Source organism: Streptomyces sp. NPDC012474 (assembly GCF_042955185.1).
In the GTDB taxonomy this organism is placed as follows: Bacteria; Actinomycetota; Actinomycetes; order Streptomycetales; family Streptomycetaceae; genus Streptomyces; species Streptomyces cahuitamycinicus.
The window spans coordinates 535,704-555,690 of the sequence record NZ_JBIBEP010000003.1; the positions used below are offsets into that span (position 1 = coordinate 535,704).

The 19,987-nt window shown below is 71.2% G+C and carries 18 protein-coding genes; 8 read left to right on the forward strand and 10 right to left on the reverse strand.

Translation table 11 applies throughout. The annotated features are described in order from the left end of the window. Nucleotides 1-229: 229 nt before the first annotated feature. A complete protein-coding gene (locus tag ACFY9S_RS10650; RefSeq protein WP_391125425.1) occupies nt 230-1,345 on the reverse strand; it encodes an AI-2E family transporter in 1,116 nt (371 codons plus the stop codon). Between the two features lie 364 nt (nt 1,346-1,709). After that, nucleotides 1,710-2,339, reverse strand: a complete 630-nt coding sequence (locus ACFY9S_RS10655) for a TetR family transcriptional regulator (protein WP_391125428.1) — start codon at nt 2,337-2,339, stop codon at nt 1,710-1,712. A 122-nt stretch (nt 2,340-2,461) separates the two neighbouring features. Here ACFY9S_RS10655 and ACFY9S_RS10660 point away from each other — a divergent pair, with 122 nt between their 5' ends. Continuing rightward, nucleotides 2,462-3,454 (forward strand): aldo/keto reductase, encoded by a 993-nt coding sequence (locus ACFY9S_RS10660; protein WP_391125431.1) that lies wholly within the window; start codon nt 2,462-2,464, stop codon nt 3,452-3,454. 335 nt (nt 3,455-3,789) lie between these two features. Here the strand turns inward: ACFY9S_RS10660 and msrA are convergent, their stop codons facing one another. Together msrA and ACFY9S_RS10670 are read right to left on the reverse strand one after the other, a co-directional pair. After that, on the reverse strand, nt 3,790-4,458 hold the full coding sequence (msrA, locus tag ACFY9S_RS10665; RefSeq protein WP_391125434.1) for a peptide-methionine (S)-S-oxide reductase MsrA: 669 nt from the start codon (nt 4,456-4,458) through the stop codon (nt 3,790-3,792). Between the two features lie 82 nt (nt 4,459-4,540). Further along, a complete protein-coding gene (locus ACFY9S_RS10670; protein ID WP_102910518.1) occupies nt 4,541-5,659 on the reverse strand; it encodes a hypothetical protein in 1,119 nt (372 codons plus the stop codon). 118 nt (nt 5,660-5,777) lie between these two features. Here ACFY9S_RS10670 and ACFY9S_RS10675 point away from each other — a divergent pair, with 118 nt between their 5' ends. After that, on the forward strand, nt 5,778-6,932 hold the full coding sequence (locus ACFY9S_RS10675) for a cystathionine gamma-synthase (RefSeq protein WP_391125437.1): 1,155 nt from the start codon (nt 5,778-5,780) through the stop codon (nt 6,930-6,932). Between the two features lie 17 nt (nt 6,933-6,949). Here the strand turns inward: ACFY9S_RS10675 and ACFY9S_RS10680 are convergent, their stop codons facing one another. The 3 genes from ACFY9S_RS10680 to ACFY9S_RS10690 all read right to left on the reverse strand — a co-directional run bounded on the left by ACFY9S_RS10680 (nt 6,950) and on the right by ACFY9S_RS10690 (nt 8,552). Further along, entirely contained in the window at nt 6,950-7,198 is a 249-nt protein-coding gene (locus ACFY9S_RS10680) for a hypothetical protein (RefSeq protein WP_391125440.1), read from the reverse strand. A gap of 105 nt (nt 7,199-7,303) precedes the next feature. Next, complete coding sequence (locus ACFY9S_RS10685) at nt 7,304-7,807, reverse strand: sigma factor-like helix-turn-helix DNA-binding protein (protein WP_391125443.1); 504 nt, start codon at nt 7,805-7,807, stop codon at nt 7,304-7,306. A gap of 238 nt (nt 7,808-8,045) precedes the next feature. Further along, nucleotides 8,046-8,552: a MarR family transcriptional regulator gene (locus ACFY9S_RS10690; RefSeq protein WP_391125536.1), complete on the reverse strand. Its 507-nt coding sequence runs from the start codon at nt 8,550-8,552 to the stop codon at nt 8,046-8,048. A gap of 163 nt (nt 8,553-8,715) precedes the next feature. Here ACFY9S_RS10690 and ilvA point away from each other — a divergent pair, with 163 nt between their 5' ends. The 3 genes from ilvA to ACFY9S_RS10705 all read left to right on the forward strand — a co-directional run bounded on the left by ilvA (nt 8,716) and on the right by ACFY9S_RS10705 (nt 11,985). After that, the gene (ilvA, locus tag ACFY9S_RS10695; RefSeq protein WP_102910522.1) at nt 8,716-9,945 is read left to right on the forward strand and encodes a threonine ammonia-lyase; all 1,230 of its coding nucleotides are present in this window, start codon (nt 8,716-8,718) and stop codon (nt 9,943-9,945) included. 208 nt (nt 9,946-10,153) lie between these two features. Beyond that, entirely contained in the window at nt 10,154-11,131 is a 978-nt protein-coding gene (locus tag ACFY9S_RS10700; protein ID WP_391125447.1) for an ATP-binding cassette domain-containing protein, read from the forward strand. Next, entirely contained in the window at nt 11,128-11,985 is an 858-nt protein-coding gene (locus ACFY9S_RS10705) for an ABC transporter permease (protein WP_033311302.1), read from the forward strand. Before ACFY9S_RS10700 ends, ACFY9S_RS10705 begins: the two co-directional genes overlap by 4 nt. 58 nt (nt 11,986-12,043) lie before the next feature. Here ACFY9S_RS10705 and greA read toward each other — a convergent pair whose 3' ends face one another. Together greA and ACFY9S_RS10715 are read right to left on the reverse strand one after the other, a co-directional pair. Beyond that, the gene (gene greA, locus ACFY9S_RS10710) at nt 12,044-12,541 is read right to left on the reverse strand and encodes a transcription elongation factor GreA (RefSeq protein WP_102908136.1); all 498 of its coding nucleotides are present in this window, start codon (nt 12,539-12,541) and stop codon (nt 12,044-12,046) included. A 178-nt stretch (nt 12,542-12,719) separates the two neighbouring features. Further along, the gene (locus tag ACFY9S_RS10715; protein WP_391125450.1) at nt 12,720-13,118 is read right to left on the reverse strand and encodes a DUF4307 domain-containing protein; all 399 of its coding nucleotides are present in this window, start codon (nt 13,116-13,118) and stop codon (nt 12,720-12,722) included. Nucleotides 13,119-13,265: 147 nt separating this feature from the next. Between ACFY9S_RS10715 and mca the strand changes: the two genes are divergently transcribed. Together mca and ACFY9S_RS10725 are read left to right on the forward strand one after the other, a co-directional pair. After that, nucleotides 13,266-14,147, forward strand: coding sequence for a mycothiol conjugate amidase Mca (gene mca / locus ACFY9S_RS10720; protein WP_102908134.1), 882 nt, complete (start codon nt 13,266-13,268; stop codon nt 14,145-14,147). Further along, nucleotides 14,140-14,445, forward strand: a complete 306-nt coding sequence (locus ACFY9S_RS10725) for a hypothetical protein (RefSeq protein ID WP_391125453.1) — start codon at nt 14,140-14,142, stop codon at nt 14,443-14,445. The genes mca and ACFY9S_RS10725 overlap by 8 nt, the downstream gene beginning before the upstream one ends. 97 nt (nt 14,446-14,542) lie before the next feature. On the opposite strand, the gene ACFY9S_RS10730 is transcribed toward ACFY9S_RS10725, so the two are convergent. Further along, a complete protein-coding gene (locus tag ACFY9S_RS10730) occupies nt 14,543-17,740 on the reverse strand; it encodes a tetratricopeptide repeat protein (protein WP_391125456.1) in 3,198 nt (1,065 codons plus the stop codon). A gap of 170 nt (nt 17,741-17,910) precedes the next feature. Between ACFY9S_RS10730 and ACFY9S_RS10735 the strand changes: the two genes are divergently transcribed. After that, entirely contained in the window at nt 17,911-19,944 is a 2,034-nt protein-coding gene (locus ACFY9S_RS10735; RefSeq protein WP_391125459.1) for a DUF255 domain-containing protein, read from the forward strand. Nucleotides 19,945-19,987 lie beyond the last annotated feature (43 nt).

The window sequence follows — 19,987 nt, forward strand, 5'->3', positions numbered from 1 at the left end:
GCGACCTGGACGGGGCCGTTCGCGCGTCCGGGTATCCCCCTGTCCGGCTATCGGCTTCCGGCCACCGGGTCCGGCTTTCGGGTCCGGCTTTCGGGTCCGGTCACCGGAACCGGCTTTCGGCTCCGGCTCCCGGTTCCGATGCCGGTCCCGGTTCCGACTGCCGGTTCCGAATGCCGGTCCCGGCTCCGACTGCCGGCTCCCGGCTTCGCGCTCCCCGGCTACCGGTTCGTCAGGACGGGGCGGCGGCTCCGGGGTCCGGCTCGCCGGTGCCCGCTTCCTCCGCCGGGTCGACGAGCTGCTCCCGTACGTAGTTCCAGACCACGGCGATCAGCGCGGCGATCGGCACGGCGAGCAGGCTGCCGACGATGCCGGCCAGGCTGCCACCCAGGGTCACCGCCAGCAGCACGACGGCCGCGTGCAGGCCGAGGCCGCGGCTCTGGATCATGGGCTGGAAGACGTTGCCCTCCAGCTGCTGCACCACGACGATGATCGCCAGCACGATCAGCGCGTCCGTCAGCCCGTTGGAGACCAGGGCGATGAGCACCGCGACGAACCCGGCGAACAGGGCGCCGATGATCGGCACGAACGCGGAGACGAAGGTCAGCACGGCCAGCGGAAGCACCAGCGGAACGCCCAGGATCCACAGGCCCAGGCCGATCAGCACGGCGTCGAGCAGGCCGACGGCCGCCTGCGACCGCACGAAGGACCCCAGGGTGGCCCAGCCACGCGCGAACACGACCGGGACGTCGGTGGCGAGCCGGCCGGGCAGCTGACGGGACAGCCACGGCAGGAACCGCGGACCGTCCTTGAGGAAGAAGAACATCAGGAACAGCGCGAGGACGGCGGTGACAACACCGTTGACCACGGTGCTCACTCCGGTGACGACAGCACCCACCATGCTGCCGACGCCCTCCTGGGCGCGCGAGACCGCACTGTCGAAGGCCTGGTTGATCTGCGCGTCCCCGATGTTCAGCGGCGGCCCGGCGGCCCACTCGCGCAGCCGCTGGATGCCCTCCACGACACCGTCGGTCAACTCCCCGGACTGGGACGCCACCGGTACGGCGATCAGCGCGACCACACCGGCTGCGACCAGCAGGAACAGCACGGTCACGACCGAGGCGGCCAGCGCGGGCGGCCAGCCCCGCCGACGCAGGAACCGGGCCACGGGCCAGGTCAGTGTGGTCAGCAGCAGCCCGACCACGAGCGGCCACACCACCGACCACATCCGGCCCAGCAGCCACAGGGCCACGGTCAGCCCGGCCAACACCAGCAGAAACTCACCGGACACCCGCGCGGATATCCGCAGCGCGGCACGGGATCTGTCGGAACTCAGAGGCGCAGTCACGCAGGCACCCTATTGGCTGCGAGCGCGCCCGCAGCAGCCCCGTCCCTCGGAAGCGGGCCGTCAACGGACGGTGACCTGTTGAAGATGCGCCGTGCGGCAGCGGAACCGTAAGTGGTCGGCTCTGGAAGTCCTTCGGGGAGACCCCGGGGCGGCGCGTCTGTCGAGTGTCGCCGAACTCCTGGCTGGCACAGCCGTTGACGAGGGCTGCTACCGCCATCCGGATGGCCACCGCCATCACCGACCGTCTGGCTGGCCGCGGGCTCGACGTCATCACTCCCCCGCCAGCGGACCGCGCGTCCACCAGGTCATTTTCAACGGACGCACCCGGAGGTGTGCGTCAAACCAAACGGTTTGGGCGTTGGCCTCAGTCCGGGCGAGGGAACATGCGCTCGACGGCGGTCACCAGTGCGGCGCGACGGGCGGTGATAGAGGGGTCCACGGCCTGGTCTGCGGCAGCGGCGGCGATTTCGGGCTGACCTGCCCAGGTCATGGCGATCTGGTTGATCAGGGCGAGGACGTCGACCGGGTCCCAGGCCGGGTCGAGCAGCCCGATGCGCTGAGCGTCGCGGAGTTTGTCGAGCTTGCCGGCGATCGTGGCCTGGAGGGGGCTGGTGGTGTTGTCTGCGGACTCGGCCAGTTCCAGGCGGCCCCACGTGATCAGGCGGTAGTGGTCCGGACGAGCCGCGAAGTGGTCGAAGAGGATGCCGGCATAGCCGGGCAGGTCGGCTGGATCCAGCTGAGTCGCCTCGATGAGTGCGGTCGTCTCGCGTTCGGCGACGTGCGCGTAAAGGGCTTCCTTGCTGCGGAAGTATGCGTAGACACGTTCCTTGCTCGTCCTGGCCTGCTTGGCGATGCGGTCCACGCGGGCGCCGGCGATCCCGTGCCGGGCGAACTCCTCCTTGGCTGCGGCGACGATCCGCTGGCGCGTGGAGTCGGTGGACTCGCCCGAGGTGGCGGCGTCCGGGGTCTGGCCAGGGCTGTTGGAGCGAGACATGAGCCCAGGATAGGCGACCGAACCGTTCGGTTTTGCGCGGCACTCCAGAAAGACGTAGGGTCATACCGAACAGTTTGGTTTGGTCAGCCATGGGCTGCCGACATGACACGAGGAGCGATCTCATGCAGCACCGCACCCTGGGACAGCAGGGACTGCGCGTCTCCGCGCTCGGACTGGGCGTGATGGGGATGTCCCTGGCCTACGGCCCCTCGAACGACGAGGACGGCATCTCCACCATTCACCGCGCCCACGAACTCGGAGTCGACTTCTTCGACACCGCCGAGCTGTACGGCCAAGGCACCGGCAGCAACGAGACGCTGCTCGGCAACGCAGTCAACGACTTCCGCGACGAGGTCGTCCTGGCCACCAAGTTCGGCTTCGACATGGCCGGCAAGACGTTGGGGAGCGGCGTCAACAGCCGCCCGGAGAACATCCGCGAGGTCGCCGAAAACAGCCTGCGCTACCTCCAGACCGACCGCATCGACCTCTTCTACCAGCACATCTCCGACCCCGACGTACCGGCCGAGGAGGTCGCCGGCACTGTCGGTGACCTGATCACCGAAGGCAAAGTGCAGTACTTCGGCCTGAGTAACGTCGGCCCGCAGTACATCCGCCGCGCCCACGCCGTCACCCCGGTCACAGCCCTTCAGTACGAGTACTCGATCTTCGAACGCGAGGTAGAGGACGAGATCCTGCCGGTCCTGCGGGAGTTGGGGATCGGCCTGGTGCCGTACTCGCCGCTCGGCCGCGGCTTCCTCTCCGGTGTGGTCAAGCCCGCCGACGAGTACCCCGAGGACGACATGCGCCGCTGGGACGAGCGCTGGCAGGGCGAGAACTACGCCTACAACCTGAACGCCGCCGAGCAGCTCCGAAAGCTCGCCGCCACCAAGGGCATCACCCCCGCCCAGCTCGCCCTGGCATGGCTGCTCGCCCAGGGCGAGGACGTCGTCCCGATCCCGGGCACCCGCAGCGCCACACGTCTGGAGGAGAACGTCGGCGCCACCGACGTAGAACTCACCGAGGCCGACCTGGCCCGTATCCGGGAGGTCCTCCCCCAGGGCTCCGCAGGCAGCCGCTACCCGGCCTCGGTGATGGCCGGTTTCCGCACCGACTGACAGCCCGTACTCCAAGTTCGGAGGTCCCGGGCAAGCGGCGGCGAGCAGCGGCAGCGTGTCCTCCCGGGCGGGGCTATGACCGGGAGGACACGCCGACGCGCGCACCAGCCGCAGCCGCCCTGCTCCTTCTGGTCATCCTCGCGGTCAACCACTGACGGAAGAACCGGCGGGGTTCCGGCGATGCGACAAGCCGGCCCTCCCAGAATGCGGGCGGAAAAAACCACTTCTACGGATTGGCCTGCTCGACCGGCACATCGCCGATCACCCGGAAGAGTCCTCCGTCGCGCTGGCAGCTTGATCAACCCCGAAGGACTTCCGGAGCCGACCACTAAGGGTCACCCACCGGCCTTGGCCACACCGATCGGGCACGACACGCCCGTGCCGCCGATGCCGCAGTAGCCCGCCGGGTTCTTGTCCAGGTACTGCTGGTGGTACCCCTCCGCCGGGTAGAAGGGGCGGCCCTGCGTCGGGACGATCTCCGTGGTGATGTCGCCGTAGCCGGAGGACGTGAGGACCTGCTGGTACGACGTGCGGGAGGCCCGGGCGGTCGCCGTCTGCCCGGGGGTGTGGGTGTAGATCGCCGAGCGGTACTGCGTGCCCACGTCGTTGCCCTGGCGGAAGCCCTGCGTGGGGTCGTGGGACTCCCAGAACGTCTTGAGGAGGCGCTCGTACGAGATCAGCGCCGGGTCGAAGACCACACGCACGACTTCCGTGTGGCCGGTCAGGCCCGAGCAGACCTCCTCATACGTGGGGTGCTCGGTGTGACCGCCCTGGTAGCCGACGAGGGTCGTCCACACACCGGCCGGGAGCTGCCAGAACTTGCGCTCCGCGCCCCAGAAGCAGCCCAGGCCGAAGTCCGCGGTCTCCAGGCCCTCGGGGTAGGGGCCGAGCAGCGGGTTGCCCAGGACGGTGTGGCGGTCGGGGACCGTGAACGCCGGCTCCGGGCGGCCGGGCAGCGCCTGCTCGGGCGTCGGCAGGGCGGGCGTGCGGCTGTGCGGGAACATGCGGTCTCCAATCGCGGGGCGACGCCCTCTGCAACGTGCCGGGGCCTCCCGGAATTCCGGTCGGGAACCGCGCGGGCGGGCGTCAGTGCGGCAGGCTCGCGGGGCTGCCGCCGTTCGCCTCGTAGCCCGCCACCGCCAGCGCCCGGTACACCGCGAACTCCGCCGCGGGGTCGGCGGACAGCGTCCAGGGCAGGGCGCCGACATGGCCGTCGATGCGGACCAGCTGGCTCATGGCCTCGGACCAGCGCTCGCTGCGGACCAGGAAGAACACCAGCATGTGCCGTACGTGTGCCAGCATCGGGTCGTCCGGGCGGGCCGAGTGCACCGCGTGCAGCGCGCCGTGGACCGCCTTCGTGACGACCTCGCTCTGCCAGAAGCTCGCGACGAGGGTCACCTCGGGGAGGTGCTCGAACACTGCGAAGAGGGGCATCGCCGAGAGGAGGGACCCTCGGGGCGCCCGGGCCGCCGCGGCCTCGGCGAACGAGTAGGCCTCCGCTCGGGAGCCGTGCCACTTCTCGCACCAGAAGTGCAGCGCGGCCAGGTGCGCCCCCATGTGGGCCGGGGCGCGGTCCAGGATCTTCAGCCAGATCTGCTCGAAGTCCTTCTGGGAGTAGCCGAGGCCACGGGCCACCGACAGCTCCACGATGTACGGGATCGGGTCGCCGGGGGCGAGCAGCGCCGCCTCACCGCACGCCGTCCTGGCCTCCTCCATGATGATCCGGAACTCGTCCGTCCCCGGTGTCGCCGTACGCCAGGCCTGCTGCACCAGGAACTCGGCGTGCACCGCTGCGCCGCCCGCGTCCTTGGGGGCCTCGGACCGCCACACGCGCAGCCACTGCCCGCCCGGCGTCTCGCTCACCCCGCCGGGCCGCCGCGAGAGCTCCAGCGAGGCCGCGCCGGCGAAGGCCTGAACGCGCTGCCAGCGCCGCTCGCCCTCCGTCTCGGTGCCAGCCAGGAGCTGCTGTGCGGCGCGGTAGTCCTGCGTGCGCTGCACCACGTCCAGGACGTCCAGCAGGTCCTGGTCGGGGCCGGGCATGCGGATGTCGAGCTCCTCCTCCAGGACGAAGCCGTAGTTCGCCGGGTCGGCCGCGTCCGGGTGGTCGGGCGAGACCAGCCCTATCGCACCGCGCCTGCGCCGCAGGAAGGGGAGCAGCACGAAGCCCAGCATGACCAGCGCGATCAGGACCCAGAGAATCTCCATACGACAAGCGAACCAGACCGCGCCGACAATTGGCCAACCTGCTCCCCGAACCTGTGGAAAACCCCGCGTCGCCCGGACCACCGGCACTCTTCGCCGCGGCGCACTACCCTCGGTGCTCATGAGCGACAGGCACATCAGTCAGCACTTCGAGACGCTCGCGATCCACGCGGGCAACACCGCCGACCCCCTGACGGGCGCGGTCGTCCCGCCGATCTACCAGGTCTCGACCTACAAGCAGGACGGCGTCGGCGGCCTGCGCGGCGGCTACGAGTACAGCCGCAGCGCCAATCCCACCAGGACAGCGCTGGAGGAGAACCTCGCCGCCCTGGAGGGCGGCCGCCGCGGTCTCGCGTTCGCGTCCGGGCTGGCGGCCGAGGACTGCCTGCTGCGTACGCTGCTCAGCCCGGGCGACCACGTGGTGATCCCGAACGACGCGTACGGCGGCACGTTCCGTCTGTTCGCCAAGGTTGTCGCCCGCTGGGGCGTGGAGTGGTCGGTCGCCGACACGAGCGACCCGGCCGCGGTGCGGGCCGCCGTCACCCCGAAGACCAAGGTCGTCTGGGTGGAGACGCCTTCCAATCCGCTCCTGGGCATCACCGACATCGCCGCCGTCGCCCAGGTCGCCCGGGACGCGGGCGCCCGCCTCGTCGTCGACAACACCTTCGCCACGCCCTACCTCCAGCAGCCGCTGGCGCTGGGCGCGGACATCGTCGTGCACTCGCTGACCAAGTACATGGGCGGTCACTCCGACGTCGTGGGCGGTGCCCTGGTCACCGCTGACGCGGGCCTGGGCGAGGAGCTGGCCTTCCACCAGAACGCGATGGGCGCGGTGGCCGGGCCCTTCGACTCCTGGCTGGTGCTGCGCGGCACCAAGACCCTGTCCGTGCGCATGGACCGGCACAGCGAGAACGCGGCCAAGGTCGCCGACATGCTCACCCGGCACGCGCGCGTGAGCAGCGTGCTGTACCCGGGGCTGCCGGAGCACCCGGGTCACGAGGTCGCCGCCAAGCAGATGAAGTCGTTCGGCGGCATGGTCTCCTTCCGTGTCGAGGGCGGTGAGGAGGCGGCCGTCGAGGTCTGCAACCGCGCCCGGATCTTCACGCTGGGGGAGTCCCTGGGCGGCGTAGAGTCGCTGATCGAGCACCCCGGCCGCATGACGCACGCGTCCGTGGCCGGCTCGGCCCTGGAGGTCCCCGGCGACCTGGTGCGTCTGTCCGTGGGCATCGAGAACGCCGAGGACCTGCTGGAGGACCTTCAGCAGGCGCTCGGCTAGCCGGGCCCCTCACGGGGTCACCAGCCGGTGAGGGGTGGAGTCGTCTCGGACGGCGGTTCCACCCACGGGCGGGCCGTCAGCGCCCACACGATGAACGCCAGGGTCGCCGCGAGCAGCAGCAGCCACAGAGCGCGGCGGACGAGTGTCCGGCGCCGCAGCATGCGGCCGCCGCGGCGCACCGCCTCCGTGTGGATCTCGGGCGGCACGGGGCGTGGCGCCTGCTCCAGGAGCCGTCGTACGGCCGCCTCGCGGTCGGTCCCGCTCATGTGGCCCTCCGGTCGCGGGGCGGGGTCATGAGGGCACCGCGTTGGTGGGCGTCACCGCGGGTGCCGTCGGTGCCGCTCATGTGGTCCTCCGGTCGGGGCGCGGGTTCATGAGGGCACCGCCTTGGTGGCCGTCACCGCGGGTGCCGGTGCCCGCGGCCGGTGCAGCAGCGTCGATATGGCCCGGTGGCAGATCGCCCGTACACGCTCCGGGGACAGGCCGAGCAGGGCCGCCGTCTGCTCCTCGGCGACGCCTTCGTGGAGCCGGAGGACCAGGACGAGCCGTTCCTGCGGGGTCAGCGTGGCCAAGGGACTCGCCGGGTCGGGGCGGGAGCGGCCGAGCCCGCCGTGGTGATGCCACGCCCCGCGCGCGAAGCGGACGGCGAGGTGCGAGCGGGTGCGGTCGTAGGGGTCCTCGCCGCGCAGCCGGTCCCAGCTCGCGTACGTGCGGGCCAGTGACAGCGTCAGCAGGCGCCGCGCGCGGGGGTTGTCGTCCGGGGCCTCAGCGGTGAGCAGCGTTGCGGCGTGCAGCAGCCGCCCGGCCGCGCCCGCGACGAACGCCTCGAACTCCCGGGTGCGACGGGCTGCCCGGGACGCCTGCCGCTCCAGCACCGCGCCTCCCGCCTGACGGCGAACCCTGAGGATGCGGACACCCGGCTGTGCGCGTCGGGGCCCGGTCTCATATCAGGCCAGGGACGGCCCCGAGGTCAAGAGCCGCGCACGGCCCGGACGGTGCCACGCGCGCGTGGGGCCGGGCGGGTCGAGCACGACACCGCCCGCCGTGGAGCGGACCGCGGACGGCTCGGCGGCCCCGGCCGTCGTACGCGCCGCGTCCGCGCGGGCAGGGCGTTCAGGACGCCGGCTCCGCCTCCGGCCCCGGCACCCCGTGCGCCGCCATCCGGGAGGAAAGGGCGCTGTTGAAGCGGGTGAGGAGATCGCAGAACGCCTCACGCTCCTCGGGCTCCCAGTCGTGGGTCAGCTCGGCCATCAACTGCCGTCGGGAGGAGCGCACTTCCTCCAGGCGGGCCTGGCCGCGCGGGGACAGCTGCAGCACCACCGCGCGGCCGTCCTCGGGGTGCGAGGTGCGCTTGACCAGGCCCGTGTCGACGAGCGGTGCCACCTGCCGGGTGACCGTCGACGAGTCGATCCCCATGCTCGCGGCGAGCGCCTTGACGCCCATCGGGCCTTCCTTGTCGAGACGGTTGAGCAGCAGGTACGCGGCGCGGTCCATGGAGTTGCGCACCTGCCCGACTCCGCCGAGCCGGGTCTGTTCGGCACGGCGGGCGAACAGCGCCACCTCGTGCTGCAGCGTGTCGAGAAGACCGGTGTCACCGACGGTCGTCATGTCCATCGACATTTCAGGTGTTGTGGGCATGGCCGGGGGCTCACTTCGTGGAGGGCTGGCAGATTGGGGGACAGGGTACGCGGCCGGAAGGCGGGCCGTACCGGCGCTGCGCAAAGCGGGTCTCGGAGGTTGGTCACAACGGTCGTTCCCGCCTGTGAACTGCGATGCTGGAGTCATGAGCTACAGCACGGCTGACTCCTTTCGGCCCGTCACCCTCGACGACGTGCGCGGCGCGCAGAAGATGCTCTCGGGTGTGGCGCGGGTGACCGCGATGGAGGGCAGCAGGCACCTGTCCCAGATGGTCGGTGCGCCGGTCCACCTCAAGTGCGAGAACCTCCAGCGGACGGGCTCGTTCAAGCTGCGCGGCGCGTACGTGCGGATCGCCGGTCTGCTGCCGGAGGAGCGCGCCGCCGGTGTCGTCGCCGCGAGCGCCGGCAACCACGCGCAGGGCGTCGCGCTGGCCTCCGCCCTGCTCGGCGTGCGCTCCACGGTGTTCATGCCGAAGGGTGCCCCGCTGCCCAAGGTCAGTGCCACCCGTGAATACGGGGCCGAGGTGCGGCTGCACGGTCAGGTCGTCGACGAGACGCTGGCCGCGGCGCAGGAGTACGCGGCCGGGACGGGCGCGGTGTTCATCCACCCCTTCGACCATCCCGACATCATCGCGGGCCAGGGCACGGTGGGTCTGGAGATCCTGGAGCAGTGCCCGGAGGTGCGCACGATCCTGGTCGGCATCGGCGGGGGCGGGCTGGCCGCCGGGATCGCGGTGGCGGTGAAGTCCCTGCGGCCGGACGTGCGGGTGGTGGGCGTGCAGGCGGCGGGCGCGGCGGCTTACCCGCCCTCGCTGGCGGCGGGCCGGCCGGTGTCGGTCGAGAACCCGGCGACGATGGCCGACGGCATCAAGGTCGGACGGCCGGGCGACGTGCCGTTCGGGATCGTCGGCGAGCTGGTCGACGAGGTGCGCACGGTCAGCGAGGACGAGCTGTCCGCCGCGCTGCTGCTGTGCCTGGAGCGGGCCAAGCTGGTGGTGGAGCCGGCCGGGGCGAGCCCGGTCGCGGCGCTGCTGAGCGAGCCCGGCGCCTTCGAGGGCCCGGTCGTCGCGGTGCTGTCCGGCGGAAACGTCGACCCGGTGCTGATGGAGCGGGTGCTGCGGCACGGCATGGCCGCGCAGGGCCGCTACCTGGCGGTCAGGCTGCGGCTGACGGATCGGCCCGGTGCTCTTGCCACTCTTCTGGGCGCGTTGTCAGTGGTCGACGCTAACGTCCTCGATGTGAGCCATGTGCGAACCGACCCACGGCTCGGGCTCACGGAGGCGGAGGTCGAGCTGCACCTGGAGACGAAGGGTCCGGCGCACTGCGCCGAGGTGGGCCAGGCGCTGCGCGAGGCGGGCTACACGGTCATCGGCTGACTGCAGGGTCACCGGCCGACTGCAGGGTCACCGGCCGACTGCACGGTCACCGGCCGGCCCGGCTCCCGAGGCGGTCCAAGATCCTTTCGTCTGACGGAGCGCAACGCGGAAAAACTCATTGTGAGACGCGATACATCGCGTTATGGTGTGTCGGTGAGAAGCCTCACCGGACGTCTGTCCGGTCATCCCCGAAGACGTGGAGACTCATATGCCAGGCGCCATCTACGCCGAAGGTCTGGTCAAGACCTTCGGTGACGTAAAGGCCTTGGACGGCGTCGACCTCGACGTGCCCGAGGGCACGGTCCTCGGTCTGCTCGGGCCGAACGGCGCGGGCAAGACCACCACCGTCCGCTGCCTGACCACCCTGCTGCGCCCCGACAGCGGCCGGGCGGTCGTCGCGGGAATCGACGTGCTCAAGCAGCCCGACGCGGTCCGCCGCTCCATCGGCCTGTCCGGCCAGTTCGCGGCCGTCGACGAATACCTCACCGGCCGGGAGAACCTCCAGATGGTCGGCCAGCTCTACCAGATGCGGGCGAAGGCAGCGAAGGAGCGCGCGGCCGAACTGCTGGAGCAGTTCCACCTCGCGGACGCCGCCGACCGCCCCACCAAGACCTACTCGGGCGGCATGCGCCGCCGCCTCGACCTCGCGGCGGCCCTGGTCGTCTCGCCGCCCGTGATGTTCATGGACGAGCCGACGACCGGCCTCGACCCCCGCAACCGCCAGCAGCTGTGGGAGGTCATCAAGCAACTGGTCTCCGGAGGCACGACGCTGCTGCTCACCACGCAGTACCTGGAGGAGGCCGACCACCTGGCGCACGACATCGCGGTGGTCGACCACGGCAAGGTCATCGCCCAGGGCACCTCCGACCAGCTCAAGGCCCGCACCGGCGGCGAGCGCGTCGAGGTCGTGGTGCACGAACGCGAGCACATCCAGGGCGCCGCAGAGGTCCTTGCCGGCTTCGGCAAGGGCGAGACGACGGTCGAGGAGCACATGCGCAAGCTCACCGCCCCCGTGACCGGCGGCGCCAAGCTCCTCGCCGAGGTCATCCGCGAGCTGGACACCCGGGGCATCGAGATCGACGACATCGGCCTGCGCCGGCCGACCCTCGACGACGTCTTCCTCTCCCTCACGGGACACGTGGCCGAGGCCGAGAACCAGGAGAATGACAAGGAGGCCACCCAGTGAGCGCCGTCACCGACACCGTGCGGGTCGCGCCGGCCGCGAACCCGGTCAGCCAGTCGATCCGCGACTCGATGGTCGTCGCCAAGCGCAACCTGATCCGCATGTCCCGGATCCCCGAGATGATCATCTACGGGCTGATCCAGCCGATCATGTTCGTGGTGCTGTTCACCTACGTCTTCGGCGGCTCCATGCAGATCGGCAACAGCACCAGCGCCGCCGACTACAAGAACTTCCTGATGGCGGGCATCTTCGCGCAGACCGTCACGTTCGCCACCGCCAGCTCCGGCGCAGGTATCGCCGACGACATGCACAAGGGCCTCATCGACCGCTTCCGCTCCCTGCCCATGGCGCGCGGTGCGGTACTCACCGGGCGCACCCTCGCCGACTCCGTGCAGACGGCCCTGACCCTGGTGGTCCTCGCCGTGGTCGCCCTCCTGGTCGGCTGGCGCGTCGGCTCCGACGGCAGCACCAACGCCGCCAAGGTCCTCGCGGCCTTCGGCCTGCTGCTCCTGCTCGGCTACGCGTTCACCTGGATCGGTGCCCTGATCGGCATGTCCGTCCGGACCCCCGAGGCGGCCACCTCCAGCGGACTGATCTGGCTCTTCCCGGTCACGTTCATCTCGAACGCGTTCGTGGACACCAGCCACATGACCCCGTGGCTGCGCCACATCGCCGAGTGGAACCCCTTCAGTGCCACGGTCCAGGCCTGCCGGGTCCTCTTCGCCAACCCCGGCCAGTCGACATCGGACGCCTGGCCCATGCAGCACCCCGTGTGGGCCTCGCTGATCTACTCGATCCTGATCCTGGTGGTCTTCCGGACCCTGGCGGTGCGCAAGTACCGCTCGGCGACGGCATGACAAAGCCCCCGGTGCCGCCATGGCGCCGGGGGCAGTTCAGGGCTCCGATCGCGGCGGATCAGCTCTCGTACGGCTGGGCCTTCAGGATCTTCACCAGGGCCTTCTTGCCGTTCGGCAGCTCGTACTCCGCGTCCTCGCCGACCTTGTGGCCGATCACGCCGGTGCCCAGCGGGGACTGCGGAGAGTACGTCTCGATGTCGGAGCTCGCGTACTCGCGGGAGGCGAGCAGGAACGTCAGGGTGTCGTCCTCGTCACCGTCGAACGCGATCGTGACGACCATGCCGGGTGCCACCGCACCGTCCGCCGCGGGCGCCTCGCCCACCTTGGCGTTCTCGAGAAGCTGGGTGAGCTGGCGCACACGGAGCTCCTGCTTGCCCTGCTCCTCCTTGGCCGCGTGGTACCCGCCGTTCTCACGCAGGTCGCCCTCTTCACGCGCAGCGGCGATCTTCGCGGAGATCTCCGCCCGCGCGGGACCAGTAAGGTGCTCAAGCTCGGCCTTGAGCTTGTTGTACGCCTCCTGGGTCAGCCAGGTGACGTTCTCGCTGGTCTGGGTCACAGGTGCTCCTCGTAGGTACTGGGATACAAAGCATCGCCCTACCCAGAAGAATGTTCCTTCACGGAAGGGCGAAACCACGAGCCTAACAATTCAGGGGCCCAAGGGGGAGGACATAAGCCACCAGATTCACGTCAAGGCAGGTCAGGCGCTACGTATTCCAGGTGATGCCCGATTGGCGTCAGCCGGTGTGGCAGCCCAGCAGCTCGGCCGTGGTCCCCGGGGAGGTCGTACGGAGCGTGACGACCTTGTCGATGCGGGTCCCGTCCCCGTCGAAGCGGAAGTCGGCCCGGCCCACCTCGGATCCGTCCTCGGCCTGCGAGCGCACGGTGCAGTAGCCCTTCGCACCGGCGTCCTTGCGGACCTCCAGATGCACCTGCACGGATCTCTTGCCCGGCTCGAAGCTGATCACCTCGGCGCTGATCTCGCTCTTGGCGACGTAGTGGTACCCGAACCAGCCGACGAGCCCCAGCAGCGCCACCGCGAGGACGGTGCCCACGACCTTGAGCTTGCGGTCGGCGCGCTCGTCCGAGGAACGGCCGTAGCGGCCCTCGGGCAGTCGCGTGCTCGCCGTACTCATGATCGTCCTCCTGGCAGGGCCGGGACGAAGGTCCCGGAAGGGGCTCCAGGGCCGGGCCCCGGAATTATTCGCCCCCCGGTTCGGTCACTATAGAAGCCGCTGATTGCGCCGACGCACACAGGGCGCCGACTTACTGAGGATTGAGTCTTGACTGACCAGTTGCGACTGATGGCCGTTCACGCCCACCCCGACGACGAGTCGAGCAAGGGCGCTGCGACCATGGCGAAGTACGTGTCCGAGGGGGTGGACGTGCTGGTCGTGACCTGCACGGGCGGGGAACGCGGCTCCATCCTCAATCCCAAGCTCCAGGGCGACGCGTACATCGAGGAGCACATCCACGAGGTACGCAAGAAGGAGATGGACGAGGCCCGGGAGATCCTGGGCGTCAAGCAGGAATGGCTCGGCTTCGTCGACTCGGGCCTGCCCGAGGGCGACCCGCTGCCGCCCCTGCCGGAGGGCTGCTTCGCCCTGGAGGACGTGGACCACGCGGCCGGGGAGCTGGTGCGCAAGATCCGCGCCTTCCGCCCCCAGGTGATCACCACCTACGACGAGAACGGCGGCTACCCGCACCCCGACCACATCATGACCCACAAGATCTCCATGGTGGCGTTCGAGTCGGCAGCGGACACCGAGAAGTACCCGGAAGCGGAGTACGGCCCCGCCTACCAGCCGCAGAAGCTCTACTACAACCAGGGCTTCAACCGCCCGCGCACCGAGGCCCTGCACCAGGCGATGCTCGACCGGGGCATGGAGTCCCCCTACGGGGACTGGCTCAAGCGCTGGGAGGAGTTCGGGATGAAGCAGCGCACGCTCACCACGCACATCCCGTGCGCCGAGTTCTACGAGATCCGCGACAAGGCCCTGATCGCCCACGCCACGCAGATCGACCCGGACGGCGGCTGGTTCAAGGTTCCGATGGAGATCCAGAAGGAGGTCTGGCCGACGGAGGAGTACGAGCTGGCGAAGGCCCTCGTCGATACGTCCCTCCCCGAGGACGACCTCTTCGCGGGCATCCGCGACAATGCCTGATATGAGCGCAAGCGCAAGCCTGGCAATGACGCACCTCGTCACCTTCGCCAAGGAGGTCGACGAGGACAAGGTCACCCCCGGCGTCCTCGGCTTCATCGTCTTCGCGGCGATGGCCCTGGCGGTGTGGGCCCTGATGAAGTCGATGAGTCGGCACATGAACCGGGTGGACTTCACCCAGGTCCCGGACCCGAAGGCCGACCAGCCGGAGCAGTCCCCGGCGGACGGGAACGCGGACGCCGCGGACGCGGACGCCGCGGACGCGGAGCCCTCGAGCCAGGGCGCCAAGAAGCAAGGCTGACGTCCCCCAGGGGGACACCACCCGTCGGTGGCCGGCACCACTCGCCGCCGACGGGTGCGTGGCGAGCCCGGAGGGGCCACCTCCCGGACCCCGGCGCCTACGCCTTCGACTCGACCGCCACCCCCATCACCTCACGCGCGTGCCGGTTCGGGACCATGCCGAGGCGCCAGGCCTGCCAGCCGGCCTCCAGGGTCACGCCCCGCTCCAGCAGCAGCTGGTACGCGTCGAGGTAGTCGTCCAGCTTCCGGTCGCGCAGTCCGTGGCTCGCGCGCGACAGTTGCGCCAGCTCCTCCTGGGCCACCGCCGTACCCACCTCCATGCCGCCCGGGGCCGCGTAGGGCAGGAGCGTGCAGCGCAGGAAGCGGGCCCAGTCCTCGCCCCGGCGGTCGCCGTAGGACGCGAAGAGCTCCACCGCCTCGTCGCACAGGGCCAGAGCCTGCTGGGTGCGTGCGTTGCCCGCGTCCACGACCACCAGCTCCAGGCACGTCCAGGCCTCGCCGTGGGCGACACCGATGCGCTGGAAGTCGGCGCGGGCGTCGACCAGGAGCTGGCGGGCGAAGCCGGAGTTGCGCAGCGAGCCCGTCTGGGCCGCGCGTTGGTCGCGGGTCACGCGGGCCGAGTGGTGGCGGGCGCAGGCCAGGCCGTAGACGTCCCGCATGCGGGAGAACATCGTGCGGGCGCGTTCCAGCTCGCGGACCGCCTGATCGAGATCGCCCGTCTCCTCCAGGGCCTGGCCCAGGTAGTACAGGGTCCAGGCCTCGCCGCGCGCGTCCTCGTTGTCGCGGTGCCGGGCCGCCGCCCCGCGCAGCTCCTCCACCGCCGGGGACGCGTCCCCGGCGACCAGCAGCGCACGGGCCAGCTGCGTCAGGGCCCACGCCTCACCACGGGCGTCGCGGGTCCGCCCGTACAGCTCCAGGGCCGCCCGCAGCTCCGCCTCGGCCCGGGGGACGTCGCCCATGCGCAGCCCCAGCTGACCGAGCTGGAAGTGCGCCCACGCCTGGCCGTGCACGGACTCGCCCGCGCGGTGCAGCACCAGGGACTCGGTCAGCAGATCCAGCGCCTCCGCCACCCGGGCCCGGTCCCGCTCCACCGCCGCCAGGGCGTGCATCGTCCACGCCCGGTCCGTGGCCAGCGCGGGGGAGGCCTGCAGCGCCAGGGCCTCGCGGAGCTTCGCCGACGCCTCCGTCAGATTGCCCTGGTGGTGCAGCGTGATGCCGAGGGAGCACAGCGCGCGGGCGGCACCCGCGTCGTGGTGGGCCTCCCGGTAGAGGTCCACGACCGACGCGAGGGTCGTACGGGCCTTGTCGAGTTCGCCGAGCTGCCGCGCCGCGATGCCCGTACGCCACTGCACCGAGCGGACCAGCAGCCCTTCGTCCACCGCCTGCGCCAGCTCGCTGATCTCACCCAGCCGGTACAGGTCGCCCCGCAGCAGGCAGTAGTCGCACAGGGCGCCCAGCAGGTTCAGCACCGCCGCCTGGTCCACACCCTCGGCATGCCGCAGCGCCGCCGTGATGAAGCTCGACTCGTCGTCCAGCCAGCGCAGCGCCTCGTCGAGGGAGGGGAAGCCGTAGGGGCTGAAACGGTTCGTCCGGGTCGACATGTTGCCGTCGACCATCCGCAGCACCGAGTCGGCCAGCTCGGCGTAGTTCACGATCAGCCGCTCCTGCGCCGCCGTGCGCTCGGCCGGCTCCTCCTCGTCGAGCAGACGGGCCTGGGCGAAGGAACGCACCAGATCGTGCAGCCGGTAGCGGTCGCCCCGGACGTGGTCGATCAGCCCGGCCCGGGTCAGGACCTGCAGATGACGCTTCGCCTCAGCCTCGTCCGTCGCCAGCAGCGCGGCGGCCGCGGCGGCACCCAGCGAGGCCCGCCCGGCCAGGGCCAGTCGGCGCAGCAACCGCCGTACGGTCTCCGGCTGGTCGGTGTAGCGCAGCCACAGGGCGCGTTCGACCGGCTCGACCGGGCCGTACGCGTCGAGGTCCGTCGCCAGCGCGCGTGGCGAGCGCGGGCCGAGGCACGAGCCCGCGATCCGCAGCGCCAGCGGCAGCCCGCCGCACAGCTCCCGGACCCGGTCCGCGGACTCCGCGTCGTACGGCCCGGAACGGTCCTGCGCGGCCGCGCCCAGCAGCTCCTCCGCACCCGCCGCGTCCAGCGGCGTCACCGCCAGCTGGTGCACCCGCGCGGGCAGGCCTTCCAGCTCCAGCGGGCCCCGGGCGGTCACCAGAACCAGGCTGTCGGACCGCTCCGGGATGAGGGCGCGGATCTGCTCCGCGTCCGCGGCGTCGTCTAGGACGACCGTGACCGGCAGGCCCGTCAGATGCTGGTGATACAGCTCGCTCAGCCGTTTGACCTGCTGGTCCGGGGAGGAACGCTCGCGGAACAGCAGCTGCTCGCGGGGCGCGCCGAGCCGGTTCAGCAGATGCAGCAGCGCGTCACGGGTGGGCAGCGGGGACTCGCCCGGCCCGTCCGCGCGCAGGTCGACGACACAGGCGCCGCGGAAGTAGTCCCTCAGGTCGTGCGTCGCGTGCACCGCGAGCGTCGTACGGCCGCTGCCGGGCGTGCCGTGCAGCACCACCACCGTCGGCTGCGTCTGAGTGCTCGCCCGGGCCGACTGCACCCACTGCCGGATCTGCGCCAGCTCGTGCCGCCGCCCCGCGAACGGCTCCGCCGGTTCGGGGAGCTGCCCGAAGGACTGCTCCAGCACGTTGCGACCGCGCGCCGCCGCGCTCTTGTCCGCACCCCGCAGCCGGGGACCGGACTTCTTCGGCCCGGTCGAGGCCGCGAGCACCCGCTGCTGATCGAGGAACGGCCGGATGCCCCGCACCTCCAGCGCCGTCAGCCACTGCAACCGCAGCTGCTCCGGGCCGCCCGGCTGGCTCACGGCGCCGGCACGGCGGTGCGCGGCCGGCACATGCGACCCGACCACCTTCACCACCGTCGCGGCGGCACCCACGACACCGACCGTCACACCAGCCCCGAGAGCCGTCCCGGTCCCCGTGCCCAGTGCCATGTCGGCGACGACGGCCGCGACCGCCGCCACCCCGGCCACCAGCAGCGGAGTCCCGGCCCCCTCCCGGGCGTAACGCTGCCCGAACGTCAGCTGACCGGCCGCCGCCTCGTCCAGGGCGCGCGTGTAGGCCTCGTACTCCTCACCCGCGCTCCGCGCCATCGTGTCGAGCGCCCCGCGCGCCCGCGCGAGCAGCACCTTCCCGTCGCTGCGCCCGCCGGAGCGGCGCACCTCCTCCTCCACGGCCCGCGCCAACAGCCGCTCGGCCTCCGCCCGATGAGCGTCCCGCATGTCACGTCCCCCTCCGGCGGCAACTCCTTTGCCTACGAGTGTCCTTGGTGGGAGGCGTACGCGCGAGGGGGCGACGATCAACGGATGCGGCCCGGTGACCCACGGGCCGCTCGCTCGCGCGAGGGGCTGCGTTCCGCGGCCCGGCGGCCATCCTGAGGCAGGATGGAAGCATGCCGAACCGACTGGCTCATGAGACGTCCCCGTACCTGCTCCAGCACGCCGACAACCCCGTCGACTGGTGGCCCTGGTCGGAAGAGGCTTTCGAGGAGGCGCGGAAGCGGAACGTGCCCGTCCTGCTCAGCATCGGATACAGCAGCTGTCACTGGTGCCACGTCATGGCTCATGAGTCCTTCGAGGACCAGGAGACCGCCGAGTACCTCAACGCGCACTACGTCAATGTGAAGGTCGACCGCGAAGAACGCCCCGACGTGGACGCCGTCTACATGGAGGCCGTGCAGGCGGCGACCGGGCAGGGCGGCTGGCCCATGACCGTCTTCCTCACCCCGGACGCCGAGCCCTTCTACTTCGGTACGTACTTCCCGCCCGCTCCCCGCCAGGGCATGCCGTCCTTCCGGCAGGTGCTCCAGGGCGTGCACCAGGCGTGGGACGAGCGACGGGACGAGGTGACCGAGGTCGCCGGGAAGATCGTCCGGGATCTGGCCGGGCGGGAGATCTCCTACGGCGACGCGCAGACCCCCGGTGAGGAGGAGCTCGCACAGGCGTTGCTCGGGCTGACCCGGGAGTACGACCCGCAGCGCGGCGGATTCGGCGGGGCGCCGAAGTTCCCGCCGTCGATGGTGCTGGAGTTCCTGCTGCGCCACCATGCCCGCACGGGCGCCGAGGGAGCCCTGCAGATGGCGCAGGACACCTGCGAGCGCATGGCCCGGGGCGGGATCTACGACCAGCTCGGGGGCGGCTTCGCCCGCTACTCGGTCGACCGTGACTGGGTCGTGCCGCACTTCGAGAAGATGCTGTACGACAACGCCCTGCTGTGCCGGGTGTACGCCCATCTCTGGCGTGCCACCGGCTCGGAGCTCGCGCGGCGCGTCGCCCTGGAGACCGCCGACTTCATGGTGCGCGAACTGCGCACGAACGAGGGCGGGTTCGCCTCCGCGCTGGACGCCGACAGCGACGACGGCACCGGCAGGCACGTCGAGGGCGCGTACTACGTGTGGACGCCGGAACAGTTGCGGGAGGTCCTCGGCGAGCAGGACGCGGACTTCGCCGTGCGGCACTTCGGGGTGACCGAGGAGGGCACGTTCGAGGAGGGCGCGTCGGTCCTCCAACTGCCCGTGCGGGACGGGCTGGCCGACGCGGATAAGGTCGCCTCGGTCCGGGAGCGGCTGCTGGCGGCGCGGTCGGAGCGGCCGGCGCCCGGCCGGGACGACAAGGTCGTCGCCGCCTGGAACGGCCTCGCTGTCGCCGCGCTCGCCGAGACGGGCGCCTACTTCGACCGGCCCGATCTCGTCGAGGCCGCCGTCGCCGCGGCCGACCTGCTCGTCCGGCTGCACCTGGACGAGCAGGCCCGGCTCACCCGCACCAGCAAGGACGGCCACGCCGGTGCCAACGCGGGTGTCCTGGAGGACTACGCCGATGTGGCGGAGGGTTTCCTCGCGCTCGCGTCCGTCACCGGGGAGGGCGTCTGGCTGGAGTTCGCCGGCTTCCTCGTCGACCACGTCCTGGCCCGCTTCACCGACCCGGAGTCGGGTTCGCTGTACGACACCGCGGCCGACGCCGAGCGGTTGATCCGCCGTCCGCAGGACCCGACCGACAACGCCGCGCCGTCCGGCTGGAGCGCGGCGGCCGGTGCCCTGCTCGGGTACGCCGCGCACACCGGTTCGGAGCCGCACCGCACGGCCGCGGAGAAGGCCCTCGGTGTCGTCAAGGCGCTCGGGCCGCGCGTGCCCCGCTTCATCGGCTGGGGGCTGGCCGTCGCGGAGGCCGTGCTGGACGGGCCGCGGGAAGTGGCGGTCGTGGGGCCGTCGCTCGACGACGAGGGCACAAGGTCCTTGCACCGCACGGCACTTCTGGGTACCGCGCCGGGCGCCGTCGTCGCCGTCGGCACCCCGGAGAGCGATGAGTTCCCGCTGCTCAGCGACCGTCCGCTGGTCGGCGGTGAACCGGCGGCCTATGTCTGCCGTAACTTCACATGTGACGCGCCTACAACGGAAGTTGAACGGTTGCGTGCGGTGCTGAGCGACTGAAGTCGGGAATCAACGGAAACACGCTCTTTATCTGAACAGCCCC

What these genes read in the sequence shown, in the direction of transcription:
- ACFY9S_RS10655 (WP_391125428.1), bottom strand. Translation starts at nt 2,339, where the DNA reads ATGTCTCGCTCCAACAGCCCTGGCCAGACCCCGGACGCCGCCACCTCG.
- ACFY9S_RS10660 (WP_391125431.1), top strand. Translation starts at nt 2,462, where the DNA reads ATGCAGCACCGCACCCTGGGACAGCAGGGACTGCGCGTCTCCGCGCTC.
- msrA (WP_391125434.1), bottom strand. Translation starts at nt 4,458, where the DNA reads ATGTTCCCGCACAGCCGCACGCCCGCCCTGCCGACGCCCGAGCAGGCG.
- ACFY9S_RS10670 (WP_102910518.1), bottom strand. Translation starts at nt 5,659, where the DNA reads ATGGAGATTCTCTGGGTCCTGATCGCGCTGGTCATGCTGGGCTTCGTG.
- ACFY9S_RS10675 (WP_391125437.1), top strand. Translation starts at nt 5,778, where the DNA reads ATGAGCGACAGGCACATCAGTCAGCACTTCGAGACGCTCGCGATCCAC.
- ACFY9S_RS10680 (WP_391125440.1), bottom strand. Translation starts at nt 7,198, where the DNA reads ATGAGCGGGACCGACCGCGAGGCGGCCGTACGACGGCTCCTGGAGCAG.
- ACFY9S_RS10690 (WP_391125536.1), bottom strand. Translation starts at nt 8,552, where the DNA reads ATGTCGATGGACATGACGACCGTCGGTGACACCGGTCTTCTCGACACG.
- ilvA (WP_102910522.1), top strand. Translation starts at nt 8,716, where the DNA reads ATGAGCTACAGCACGGCTGACTCCTTTCGGCCCGTCACCCTCGACGAC.
- ACFY9S_RS10700 (WP_391125447.1), top strand. Translation starts at nt 10,154, where the DNA reads ATGCCAGGCGCCATCTACGCCGAAGGTCTGGTCAAGACCTTCGGTGAC.
- ACFY9S_RS10715 (WP_391125450.1), bottom strand. Translation starts at nt 13,118, where the DNA reads ATGAGTACGGCGAGCACGCGACTGCCCGAGGGCCGCTACGGCCGTTCC.
- ACFY9S_RS10725 (WP_391125453.1), top strand. Translation starts at nt 14,140, where the DNA reads ATGCCTGATATGAGCGCAAGCGCAAGCCTGGCAATGACGCACCTCGTC.
- ACFY9S_RS10730 (WP_391125456.1), bottom strand. Translation starts at nt 17,740, where the DNA reads ATGCGGGACGCTCATCGGGCGGAGGCCGAGCGGCTGTTGGCGCGGGCC.
- ACFY9S_RS10735 (WP_391125459.1), top strand. Translation starts at nt 17,911, where the DNA reads ATGCCGAACCGACTGGCTCATGAGACGTCCCCGTACCTGCTCCAGCAC.